Annotated in this window: 10 protein-coding genes; all 10 read left to right on the top strand. The window is 61.5% G+C overall.

Annotated elements, in window-relative coordinates:
- Nucleotides 1–1,120 (top strand): signal recognition particle-docking protein FtsY (gene ftsY / locus LLY24_RS16140; protein ID WP_259037335.1); only part of this gene is annotated, 1,120 nt, incomplete at its 5' end.
- Nucleotides 1,117–1,785 (top strand): cell division ATP-binding protein FtsE, encoded by a 669-nt coding sequence (gene ftsE, locus LLY24_RS16135; RefSeq protein ID WP_259037334.1) that lies wholly within the window; start codon nt 1,117–1,119, stop codon nt 1,783–1,785. The genes ftsY and ftsE, both read left to right, overlap by 4 nt.
- Entirely contained in the window at nt 1,782–2,834 is a 1,053-nt protein-coding gene (ftsX, locus tag LLY24_RS16130) for a permease-like cell division protein FtsX (protein ID WP_259037333.1), read from the top strand. Before ftsE ends, ftsX begins: the two co-directional genes overlap by 4 nt.
- A gap of 123 nt (nt 2,835–2,957) precedes the next feature.
- The gene (gene rpoH / locus LLY24_RS16125) at nt 2,958–3,824 is read left to right on the top strand and encodes an RNA polymerase sigma factor RpoH (RefSeq protein ID WP_259037332.1); all 867 of its coding nucleotides are present in this window, start codon (nt 2,958–2,960) and stop codon (nt 3,822–3,824) included.
- A gap of 179 nt (nt 3,825–4,003) precedes the next feature.
- The gene (locus tag LLY24_RS16120; RefSeq protein WP_259037401.1) at nt 4,004–5,590 is read left to right on the top strand and encodes an ATP-binding protein; all 1,587 of its coding nucleotides are present in this window, start codon (nt 4,004–4,006) and stop codon (nt 5,588–5,590) included.
- Between the two features lie 160 nt (nt 5,591–5,750).
- The gene (gene rpsT, locus LLY24_RS16115) at nt 5,751–6,017 is read left to right on the top strand and encodes a 30S ribosomal protein S20 (RefSeq protein WP_259037331.1); all 267 of its coding nucleotides are present in this window, start codon (nt 5,751–5,753) and stop codon (nt 6,015–6,017) included.
- 81 nt (nt 6,018–6,098) lie between these two features.
- Nucleotides 6,099–7,679, top strand: a complete 1,581-nt coding sequence (gene murJ, locus LLY24_RS16110) for a murein biosynthesis integral membrane protein MurJ (RefSeq protein WP_259037330.1) — start codon at nt 6,099–6,101, stop codon at nt 7,677–7,679.
- A gap of 108 nt (nt 7,680–7,787) precedes the next feature.
- Nucleotides 7,788–8,825, top strand: coding sequence for a bifunctional riboflavin kinase/FAD synthetase (ribF, locus tag LLY24_RS16105; protein WP_259037329.1), 1,038 nt, complete (start codon nt 7,788–7,790; stop codon nt 8,823–8,825).
- Nucleotides 8,826–8,832: 7 nt separating this feature from the next.
- A complete protein-coding gene (gene ileS, locus LLY24_RS16100) occupies nt 8,833–11,664 on the top strand; it encodes an isoleucine--tRNA ligase (RefSeq protein WP_259037328.1) in 2,832 nt (943 codons plus the stop codon).
- Nucleotides 11,657–12,211, top strand: coding sequence for a signal peptidase II (gene lspA / locus LLY24_RS16095; protein WP_259037327.1), 555 nt, complete (start codon nt 11,657–11,659; stop codon nt 12,209–12,211). The genes ileS and lspA overlap by 8 nt, the downstream gene beginning before the upstream one ends.
- Nucleotides 12,212–12,213 lie beyond the last annotated feature (2 nt).

The raw sequence follows: 12,213 nt of genomic DNA, 5'->3' as shown, positions 1-12,213 counted from the left end.
TCCAGAGCCAGAGCCAGAGCCAGAGCCAGAGCCAGAGCCAGAGCCAGAGCCAGAGCCAGAGCCAGAGCCAGAGCCAGAGCCAGAGCCAGAGCCAGAGCCAGAGCCAGAGCCAGAGCCAGAGCCAGAGCCAGATAAGCCTGCGCTTCAAGAAAAACCCGGCGCCGACAAAAGCGAAAAGCGCGGCTGGTTCGCGCGTATTCGCTCGGGGCTCGGAAAAACGCGCGCTAACCTCACCGACGGCCTCGCCGATCTGTTTCTGGGTAAAAAGCAGATCGACGACGAGCTGCTGGAAGATCTCGAAACCCAACTGCTGATGGCCGATGTGGGTATCGATGCCACCAGCGAGATCATCGAGCGTTTACAAGCGCGCGTCTCGCGAAAGGAGCTGAAGGACCCCCAGGCGCTCTATCGCGGTTTGCAGGAGGAGCTCGGCGCCATGCTGTCGCCGGTGGCTACGCCGCTGAGCTTCGATAAGGCAGGCGATGGGCCTTTCGTCATTCTGGTGGTTGGCGTCAACGGCGTCGGCAAGACGACTACCATCGGTAAGCTGACCCAGCGTTTCCAGCGCGAAGGCAAGAAGGTCATGCTAGCGGCAGGCGATACCTTCCGTGCGGCGGCGGTCGAGCAGCTCAAGGTGTGGGGCGAGCGCAATCAGGTGCCGGTCATCGCCCAGCATACCGGCGCCGATAGCGCCTCGGTGATCTACGACGCGGTTGCCGCTGCCAAGGCGCGCGGCGTCGATGTATTGATCGCCGATACCGCCGGGCGGCTGCATAACAAAAGCCACTTGATGGAAGAGCTCAAGAAGGTTCATCGCGTGATGCAAAAGCTCGACGCCAGCGCACCCCACGAGGTCATGCTGGTGCTCGATGCCGGTACCGGCCAGAACGCCATCTCCCAGGCCAGCACCTTCAACGAGGCGGTACCCATTAGCGGTATCACGCTGACCAAGCTCGACGGTACGGCGAAAGGTGGCATCATCTTCGCCTTGGCCAAGCAGCTCGATACGCCCATTCGCTTCATCGGCGTAGGCGAGGGGCTCGATGACCTACGCCCCTTTGAGGCGAACGACTTCGTCAAGGCCCTGTTCGATCAGCAGGGGGACACAACGGACGCATGATTGCCTTCGAACATGTCGGCAAGCGCTATGGAGGGCGCTTCGAAGCGCTAGCCAACCTCGATTTTCGCATCGAGCGGGGCGAAATGGTGTTTCTCACCGGGCACTCGGGCGCGGGTAAGAGCTCTCTTTTGCGCTTGATCATGCGCTTAGAGACGCCTTCGCGGGGCCGGGTGCTGGTCGCCGGGCACGACATCGCTAAGCTCCATGCTGGCCAAGTGCCGTTCTATCGCCGTCAAATCGGCGTGGTCTTTCAGGATCACCAGCTGCTCTTTGATCGCAATATCTTCCATAACGTCTCGCTGCCGCTAGAGATCCAGGGCGTCGAACCGCGCGAGGCAGCGCGGCGAGTGCGCGCCGCGCTCGATAAGGTTGGCCTCTTGCACCGCGAGAAGGCGTTACCCATCGAGCTCTCCGGCGGCGAGCAGCAGCGCGTGGGCATCGCCCGCGCGGTGGTCAACAAGCCCGCCATGCTGCTCGCCGACGAGCCGACCGGCAATCTCGATCCTCAGCTCTCTGCCGACATCATGGGGCTGTTCGAAGACTTCAATCGCATCGGCACCACAGTGATGATCGCCAGTCACGACTTGGCGCTGATCGCACGCCTACGCCATCGCATCCTGCGGCTACGCGACGGTCGCCTAGTGGCCGACGAGGGGGCGGCATGAAATCCAAACCATCCACCACGCCACGTCGCTCCCAGGGCGCCGCGCCCAAGGTCGTCAAGACGAAGCGCACGCGTACCCGTCCCACCAGCGCTGCTGCGCCGCGACCTGCGCGCACCCAGGGGCCGCGTAGGTCGAGCCGCCTACGCGCCTGGGGACGGCACCATCGGGCTATGGCGCTGGATAGCCTACAGCGCCTGGTACGCACGCCACTGGGCAATCTGTTGACCATGCTGGCCATCGCCATCGCCCTGGTGCTGCCTGCGGCACTGTGGCTGACGCTGGATAGCGCTCGGTTGCTCGACGCCGAACTCGAAGAGAGCGCCACCATGACGCTCTATCTCGATCACGGTGTTAGCGTGGCTGAGGCTGGACGGATTGATGAGGCGCTTCATGCCAACGCCGGGGTAATCTCGACGCGGCTAATAGACCCCGAAGAGGGAATGGCCGAGTTTCAGCGATCGCTCGGGCTCGAAGACGCCCTGACCGGGCTCGAGGAGAACCCGCTTCCTGCAAGCATCGTAGTGCGCCCTCGGTCCGTCGAGCCTACCTCGATGGAACAACTTGCTGCCGAGCTGGGTGAACTTGCCGGGGTCGAGGAGGCGCGGCTCGATCTTGCCTGGGTCGAGCGGCTGCGTCATCTGGCCGAGCTTGGGCGCCGCGTGGCGCTAGCGCTAGGGGCGCTGTTTGGCCTTGGCGTACTGCTGGTGGTCGGTAATACCATTCGGCTCGCCGTGGAGAGTCGACGTCGCGAGATCGAGGTGGTCATGCTGATTGGCGCCACCCATGCCTTCGTGCGTCGGCCGTTTCTTTATAGCGGCGCCTGGTACGGGCTGGGTGGCGGTCTGTTGGCGATGGGGTTGTTGACCCTGGGCAACCATTGGCTGTCGCTGCCCGTCGCCGCGTTGGCGGCAAGCTATGGCGCTAGTTTTTCGCTACCTGCGCTCGATTTTTTAGGCTCAACAATCCTGCTCTCTTGCAGTACACTACTTGGATGGTTGGGCGCTTGGCTTGCCGTATCACGCCACTTGGCCAGCATTCGTCCACGCTAATCATCGTTCGGTCGCCGTGCTCGAGGCGGCCGTGAAAGGAACCTTCTTCGCCCGCTAAGGTCGTAGAAGCATCACGACTCTGAACGGGTCACCGATACAGGTTATCGAGGAGACCATCTGCACATGAGCACAAGTCTTCTACCGGTTGGGCAGCTATCCCCCGGCAACGATCTTGGCGGCTATCTCCAAGCGGTTAACGGTATTGCCGTACTAAGCCCCGAGGAGGAGCGCGAGTTGGCCTATCGTCTTTACGACGATGGCGATCTCGAAGCCGCGCGGCGCCTGGTGCTTTCACATCTGCGTTTCGTTGTGCATATCGCACGTAGCTACTCGGGCTACGGCTTGCCTCAGGCGGATCTCATTCAGGAAGGCAACGTTGGCCTAATGAAAGCCGTCAAGCGCTTCGACCCTAATCAGGGCGTGCGCTTGGTATCCTTTGCCGTACACTGGATCAAGGCTGAAATTCACGAATTCGTCTTGCGTAACTGGCGTATCGTTAAAATTGCCACGACCAAAGCGCAGCGCAAACTTTTCTTCAACTTGCGTAGCGCTAAGAAGCGCTTGGCTTGGCTGAACAACGACGAAGTGGCGGCTATCGCCAAGGATCTCGACGTCAAACCCGAGACCGTACGCGATATGGAAGGCCGTTTAGCCGCCTTCGATGCCGGGTACGATGCCGCGCCTAACGACGATGAAGAGAGCGCTTATCAAGCGCCTGCTTATTTCCTCGACGATGCTGCTGCCGACCCTGCTCTAAAGCTCGAAGACAGCGACTTCGAAGAGGACTCCACGCGTCGATTGCAATTGGCGCTCAAGGAGCTCGACGATCGCTCCCGCGACATACTCCAGCGCCGCTGGCTCGCCGAAGACAAGGCCACCTTGCACGATCTGGCTGACGTCTATGGGGTTAGCGCCGAGCGTATCCGTCAGCTAGAGAAAAACGCGATGAAAAAGCTGCGTCTTTCCATAGGCGATACGCTGACCGCTTAACTTGCAGTGCACTGCTTTTCTCATACGGCGTTCGAAAACCGGCTTATAGCCGGTTTTCTTATGTTAGATAATGCAATGAGATGAGTGGAAATAAGTCCGAGGAGAATAGGCGCGAGTCAGCTGCCTAGCACATTGTGGTAGCGTTTCGTCACCGTCATCGTAGTAGGGGGCAAGGCATGATGGCATTCAGTGAGCGTCAAAAACTGCCCATAGGTGTGCAGACTTTCACTGATATTCGTGAAGACGATTACTACTACGTCGATAAAACGCCGTTGTTGCATCGCTTGATCGATGAGGGCAAATACTATTTCCTCTCCCGCCCGCGCCGTTTCGGCAAGAGTCTGCTGCTCGATACCTTGCGCTGCCTCTTCGAGGGTCGCGAAGAGCTGTTCGACGGGCTCTATATTCAGGACAAGTGGGACTGGCAGCAGACGCATCCGGTGATTCGGCTAAGCTTCGCCGATGGCGTGGTGCACAACCGTGAAGCGCTGGACGTGCGCATTCGTGACCAGTTGCTGATTCAGCGCGAGCGGCTGGGCCTAACTGAGCCGCGCCCATCCGATATCCCTGGGGAGTTCTCCGCGCTGATCCGCGAGGCGCATCAGCACTTTGGCGAGCGCGTAGTGGTACTGATCGACGAGTACGACAAGCCGATTCTGGATAACATCCTCGACGCCGAGCGCGCCCGGGAGCTACGCGAAGGGCTCAAGAACCTTTATAGCGTGCTCAAAGATGCCGACCCGCACTTACGCTTTGTGCTGCTAACGGGGGTTTCCAAATTCAGCAAGGTGAGTCTGTTTTCGGGGCTTAACAACCTCAACGACATTACTTTGGATGCTCCCTACGCGACGATTTGCGGCTACACCGATGCCGATATCGACCGCGTCTTCGCGCCCGAATTGCCGGGGCTCGATCGAACGCATATCCAGAGCTGGTATAACGGCTATCGCTGGGGCGGGCAGGAGGTCACAGCGGTCTATAACCCCTTCGATGTGCTGCTGCTATTTCAAAAGCGTCAGTTCGGGGCGTACTGGTTCGAGAGTGCGACACCGACGTTTCTAATCGATCTCTTGAAACAGCGTGGCGTGTTTACCCCGCAGCTGGATCGCTTACAGGCAAAGGCCCAACTGCTTGGGCGTTTCGATGTCGATGACATCACCACCGAAGGGCTGCTGTTCCAGACGGGCTACCTAACCATTAAAGCCGTGGAAGAGCCGCTGGTAGGTTACCAACTCTATACGCTGGGCTTTCCCAATCAGGAAGTGGAAAGTAGCCTCAACGAACTATTGCTACCGGCGCTGGGTTTGCGTGACAGCGAACTGCAGCGCCACCAGTTGGGGTTGATCGATGTGCTACGTCAGCACGATCTCGCAGGCCTTGAAGCGCATCTCAAAGCCCTCTACGCAGGCCTCCCCCACGACTGGTACCGCAACAATCCCATCGCCCAGTACGAGGGTCACTACGCCAGCGTATTCTACAGCCACTTTGCCGCTCTAGGCGTCGGCGTGAGCGTAGAAGACGCCAGCCACCACGGCCGGGTAGACATGGCTGTCGAGGCGTTTGGGCATCGCTATCTGTTCGAGTTCAAGGTGGTCGAGCAACTGCCCGAAGGGCGGGCGCTCGCACAGATCAAAGCACGCGGCTACGCCGACAAGTATAAGAACCAGGGCCAGCCAATCCGCTTGGTGGGGGTGGAGTTCTCCCTCGAGCAGCGCCAGATCGTCGGCTTCGAGGTCGAGACGCTAGCAAGCGCGGGGTCTGCGTGATAGACTACGCCATCCTCTCAGACAAGACCCGTGGGCGGGCAGTTGAAACGTGTTGAATTTAACTGCCAGTCGCACTATTTGAAAGGATTAAATTCCTTTCGAATCAATTAGTTAATTCGTTGTCGCGAGACGGCAACCAACATTCTCCAAGGAGATATCTGTGGCGAACAGCAAGCAAGCTCGCAAGCGCGCCCGTCAGGCCGAACAGCGTCGCGTCCTGAAATCCAGCCAGCGCAGCATGGTCCGTACCTACATCAAGCGTGTGATCCGTGCGATCAACACCGGTGACCATGGCAAGGCAATGGAAGAGTTCAAAGTGATGCAGCCGGTCGTCGACCGTATCGCTGACAAGGACGTGCTTTCCAAGAAGAAAGCCGCGCGCCTGAAAAGCCGCTTGAACAAGCGCATTAAGGCACTGGCGGCGTAAGTCGGCAGGCGCCCTGAAAAAAACCGGCTACGGCCGGTTTTTTTGTGCCCACACGGTACGCCTTCGGGCGTGGATGACGCGATGTCCGCAAGCTCCCCTGAATCTGAATCGACCGTTGCTCCGCCGCGCCGGGGACTGATGCGCTCTGGGCTGGTGGTGAGTGCCATGACCATGCTATCGCGGGTCATGGGGCTGGTGCGCGATGTCGTCGTGGCCATGCTGCTGGGGGCAGGCGACGGGGCCGATGCCTTCTTCGTCGCTTTCAAGATCCCCAACTTTCTGCGGCGGCTGTTTGCCGAGGGCGCCTTCAATCAGGCCTTCGTGCCGGTGCTCTCCGAGTACTCCTCGGGGCGGGATCGGCGAGAAGTGCGCGCGTTGCTCGATGCCGTGGCGGGCAGCTTAACGGCGATTCTGGCGTTGGTCACGGCGCTGGCGATGCTCGCCGCGCCCTGGCTGATCTGGGTGTTTGCCCCCGGTTTCGGTCGCGAGCCGGAAAAGCTCGCTATGACCGCCGATATGCTGCGGCTGACCTTTCCCTATCTGCTTTTGATCTCGCTGACTGCCTTTTCGGGCAGCGTGCTCAATACCTGGAGCCGTTTTGCCGTACCGGCGTTCACACCGGTGCTGCTGAATCTATCGCTGATCGGCGCGGCGCTGTTCTTGATGCCGCTGATGCAAGAGCCCGCCATGGCGTTGGCTTGGGGGGTGTTGATTGCCGGAGTGGCCCAGCTTGCGTTTCAGGTGCCGTTTCTCTATCGCCTCGGGCTTTTACCCACGCCGTGGCCGAACTTTGCCCACGAAGGGGTGAGGCGCATTCTCAAGTTGATGGTGCCCGCGCTCTTCGGCGTGTCGGTATCGCAGATCAACCTCTTGCTCGACACCATTTTGGCTTCGCTGCTGGCCGCGGGTAGCGTCTCCTGGCTGTACTATTCGGATCGCTTGGTGGAGCTGCCGCTGGGCGTGTTTGGGGTGGCGATTGCTACGGTGATTTTGCCCGCGTTGTCGCGCCGTCACGCCGAGCAGTCGGGCGCGCACTTTGCTGCCATGCTCGACTGGGCGCTGCGAATCGTGCTGCTCGTGGGCCTGCCTGCCGCGCTGGCGCTGGCCGTGCTTGCCGAGCCGCTTTTGATTACGCTGTTTCACTACGGCGCGATGACCGATAACGATATCCAGATGGCCGCCATGAGCCTTCGCGCCTACGCCTTTGGCCTCGTCGCCTTCATGCTGATCAAGGTGCTGGCACCGGGCTTTTTCGCCCGCCAGGACACCAAGACGCCGGTCAAGGTGGGCATCGTGGCGATGGTGGCCAACATGGTGTTCAACCTGATTCTGATTTGGCCGCTGGCTCACGCGGGCTTGGCGTTGGCAACGGCGCTGTCGGCTTTCTTGAACGCAGGGCTTCTGGGCTATCTACTGCATAAGCAGGGCGTCTTGGTGTTCCAGTCCGGCTGGGGGCGCTTTGCCCTCCAACTCGTGGGTGGCAGCGTACTGATGTCAGTGGCGCTCTACTGGGCCGCGCCCGAGTGGCACCGTTGGCTCGCCTTTGGCCTGTGGCAGCGGGTGGGCAGCGTGCTAGGGCTCGTGGCGCTGGGTGGGGGCATTTATGCCGCCTGGCTCTTGCTCTTGGGGCTTAGGCCGCGCCATTTGAGAATGCAGGCGTAGCCAAGCGTTGGGCGCGGCCTGCACCCGGCGGGCCGGGTTGGTTATAATCGAGTAATTCCATGCTTGCCCTGGGCGCGGGGTAAGCCGACACACAACGGCTGAGGTGCCATGCGCGTCATTCGAGGTCTGCACAACTTGACAGCGGAACACCGCGGCGGGGTCGCCACCATCGGCAACTTCGATGGCGTGCACCGGGGCCACCAGGCGATTTTGCAGCAGTGCCGCGAGCACGCTACGCGCCTGGGGGCGCCGCTAACGGTGGTGGTGTTCGAGCCCCAGCCGCGGGAGTTCTTCGCCGGCGATCAGGCGCCACCGCGCCTGACGCGGCTGCGCGAAAAAGTGCGCTTGCTTGGCCAGCATGGCGCTGAACAGGTGCTCTGCTTGCCGTTCAACGACGCGCTACGAAGCCTCACCGGTCGCGCTTTCATCGACCAAGTGCTGGTCGAGGGCTTGGGCGTCAAGCATCTTGTGGTAGGGGATGATTTCCGTTTTGGCTGCGATCGCAGCGGCGACTTCACCCTGCTGGCGGAGGTGGGCCATGAGCAGGGGTTTGCCGTGGAGCACACCCGCACCTTTACGCTGGAAGACGAGCGCGTATCCAGCACCCGCGTGCGCACGCTGCTTGCCAGCGGCAACTTTGCTGCTGCCGCGCGCCTATTGGGGCGCGCCTACTCGCTTGAGGGTCGCGTAGTGCGCGACCAGCAGCTAGGACGCACCATTGGCGTGCCCACCGCTAACTTGCCGCTGCTACCGATGCCCTTGACACTGCGCGGCGTATTCGCCGTGGTTGCCGAGCTCGAAGATGGCGCGCGCTATGGGGGCGTGGCTAACGTCGGCTTTCGCCCTACGGTAGGCGCGACGCGACCCACGCTCGAAGTGCACTTGTTCGATTTCGATGGCGATCTCTACGGCCAGCGTCTGCGCGTCTTTCCCTGCGCGCGGCTGCGCGGCGAGAAGAAGTTCGCCGATTTCGACGCCCTCAAGGCGCAGATTCATCACGATCAAGCCCAGGCGCGGCGCTATTTAGCGGCAGGCGCCAATGACCGTTTCATCACGCTCGATCTGGCCTCGGCCCCGCTCGGGCGTGAGGCTCTTTCCTCTGATTCCCCTTCGGCGGGTGCTTCCGCCGATGCTAACGACGGCTGACCGACCTATGGATTACAAGCACACGCTGAACTTGCCCGAAACCGACTTCCCCATGCGCGGCATGCTGCCCAAGCAGGAGCCGGGGCGCGTTTCCAAGTGGCAGGACATGAACCTGTACCAGCGCCTGCGCCAGGCCCGCGCGGGCGCGCCGCTGTTCGTTCTGCACGATGGCCCTCCTTACGCCAACGGCAGCATCCATATCGGTCATGCGCTAAATAAGATTCTCAAGGACATCATCGTCAAGTCGAAGAACCTGGCAGGCTTCGACGCGCCTTACGTGCCGGGCTGGGACTGCCACGGGCTGCCCATCGAGCACAAGGTGGAAACCACTCACGGCAAGCATCTGGAGCCCGAGAAGGCCCGGGCGCTATGCCGCGAATACGCCGCCGCCCAGGTCGAAACCCAACTGGCGGACTTCGTGCGCCTGGGCGTGATCGGTGACTGGGAGCATCCCTACCGCACCATGGATTTCGCCAACGAGGCAGGTGAGATTCGGGCGTTGGCGAGCATGGTCGAGGCGGGCTTCGTCTTCAAAGGCTTGAAGCCGGTCAACTGGTGCTTCGACTGCGGTTCGGCCCTGGCCGAAGCGGAGGTGGAGTATCAGGACAAGAAGTCCGACGCCATCGACGTTGCCTTCCCGGTCGATGATGCCGACAAGCTGGCGGCGGCCTTTGGCCTCGCCACGCTACCCAAACCCGCCGCCGTCGTGATCTGGACCACCACGCCCTGGACCATCCCCGCCAACCAGGCGCTCAACGTCCACCCCGAGTTCACCTACGCTCTGGTAGATACCGGTGAGCGTCTGCTGCTGCTGGCCGAGGAGCTGGTCGAGAGCTGCCTCGAGCGCTTCGGACTCGAAGGCGAGGTGATCGCTACCGCCAAGGGCGAGACGCTCGATCTGATCAACTTCCGTCATCCATTCTATGATCGCCTCTCGCCGGTGTATCTGGCCGACTACGTCGAAAGTGAAGTCGGCAGTACCGGTATCGTGCACTCCGCACCCTCTTATGGCGTGGATGACTTCAACACCTGCCGCGCCTACGGCATGGGCTTCGACGATATGCTCAACCCCGTGCAGGGCAACGGCGTCTATATCGACGATCTGCCTTACTTCGGCGGTCAGATGATCTGGAAGGCCAACCCCCATATCGTCGAGAAGCTGGCTGAGGTGGGCGCTCTGATGGCGCACAAAACGATCACCCACAGCTACATGCACTGCTGGCGCCACAAGACGCCGGTGATCTACCGGGCCACGGCGCAGTGGTTCGTCGGCATGGACATCCAGGGCAAGGATGGCCGCACGCTGCGCGAGCGGGCGCTGGAGGGGATCGAAGCGACCCAGTTCACCCCGGCCTGGGGCAAGGCGCGGCTGCACAGCATGATCGCCAACCGCCCGGACTGGTGCATCTCGCGTCAGCGTAACTGGGGCGTGCCGATCCCGTTCTTTTTGCACAAGCAGAGCGGTGAGCTGCATCCGCGTACCGTCGAACTGATGGAAGAGGTCGCCAAGCGCGTCGAAGAGGAGGGCATCGATGCCTGGTTCCGCCTCGACCCGGCGGTTCTGCTCGGCAGCGAAGCAAACGACTACGACAAGGTCACCGACACCCTGGACGTGTGGTTCGACTCCGGCACCACCCATCGCCACGTGCTCCGAGGCTCACACCCGCAAGGCCACGAGAGCGGTCCGCGGGCGGATCTCTACCTCGAAGGTTCGGATCAGCACCGTGGCTGGTTCCACTCGTCGCTACTGACCGGCTCGGCCATCGATGGCCACGCGCCCTATCGTCAGCTTCTGACCCACGGCTTCACCGTCGATGCCCAAGGGCGCAAGCAGTCGAAGTCGCTGGGTAACGTCGTTGCTCCCCAGGCGGTGATGGACAAGCTCGGCGCCGACATCCTGCGTCTGTGGGTCGCCTCGACGGACTACTCCGGCGAAATGGCGGTATCCGACGAAATCCTGAAGCGCACCGCCGACGTTTACCGCCGTATTCGCAATACCGCGCGCTTTTTGCTGGGTAACCTGAACGGCTTCGATCCGGCCACCAACATGGTCGCCTTCGACGACATGATCGCGCTGGATCGCTGGATCGTCGACCGTGCGCTGCAGCTGCAGACACGCATCGAAAGCGCCTACAACGAGTATCGCTTCCGCGACGTCTACCAGCAGGTACACGACTTCTGCGCTCGCGATCTGGGCGGGTTCTATCTGGATATCATCAAGGATCGTCAGTACACCACCCAGACCGACTCGCTGGCCCGGCGTAGCTGCCAAAGCGCGCTCTATCACGTCATCGAGGCGCTTAGCCGGTGGGTCGCGCCGATTCTCTCCTTCACCGCCGAGGAGATTCACGAGCATATTCCCGGCGAGCGCGGCGATAGCGTGCTTCTCGAAACCTACTACGCAGGCCTCGTTGCCCTGCCGGAGAACGCCGAAATGGGACGGGCTTTTTGGGAGCGAGTGCTCGAGGTCAAGCAGGCGGTCAACAAGCGCCTGGAAGAAGCGCGTAACGAGGGCGCGATCAAGGGCTCGCTAGACAGCGAAGTGACCCTCTACGTCGACGATACGCTCAACGCGCTGCTGTCGCGTTTGGGCGATGAGCTGCGCTTCGTGCTGATCACCTCCAACGCTACGCTGGCGCCGCTGGCGGATGCCGATGCCTCGGCGCACAGCGAGCTCGACGGGCTCAAGGTGGCGGTCGTGGCGAGCCAGTTCGAGAAGTGCGAGCGCAGCTGGGAGCGCCGCGCCGACGTGGGCACGCACCCCGAGCATCCCACCCTCTGCGAGCGCTCGATTTTGAACCTGCCCGAGGGGCCGGGCGAGGTACGCCGCTATGCCTAACGCCGTTGCGCCGCAGGGCGCTACCGGGGGCGAGCGCCCCCCGATGAACAAACCGCTGCGCTGGCTGTGGCTGGCAGTGGCGGTCATCGCCCTGGATTTAGCGACCAAGTATCTGGCTAGTCACATGCTGGATTACAACCGGCCGCTCGCCGTGCTGCCCATTTTCGATCTACGCTTGATGCACAACACCGGGGCCGCGTTCAGCTTTCTTGCCAGCCATCCCGGCTGGCAGCGCTGGCTGTTCGCGGCCATCGCCATTGGCGCGAGCGTGGGGCTTACGGTGTGGCTTTCGCGTATTCGCTATGACGAGAAGCTCTTGGCCATCTCGCTGCCGCTGATCATCGGCGGGGCTCTGGGCAATCTCTACGATCGTTTGATTCATGGCTACGTGGTCGATTTTCTCTCGTTTCACGTAGCGGGCTGGTACTACCCGGCCTTTAACGTAGCCGACATCGGTATTACGCTGGGCGCCATCGGGCTGATTTGGGAGTCGTTCATGGGCGACCGCCGACGCAAGGCCCGGGCCGCTGCCCAGTCAGCAGAATGAGG

The sequence above is a fragment of the Halomonas dongshanensis genome (assembly GCF_024790395.1).
In the GTDB taxonomy this organism is placed as follows: domain Bacteria; phylum Pseudomonadota; class Gammaproteobacteria; order Pseudomonadales; family Halomonadaceae; genus Vreelandella; species Vreelandella dongshanensis.
This window is presented reverse-complemented; position numbering and strand designations above follow the sequence as displayed.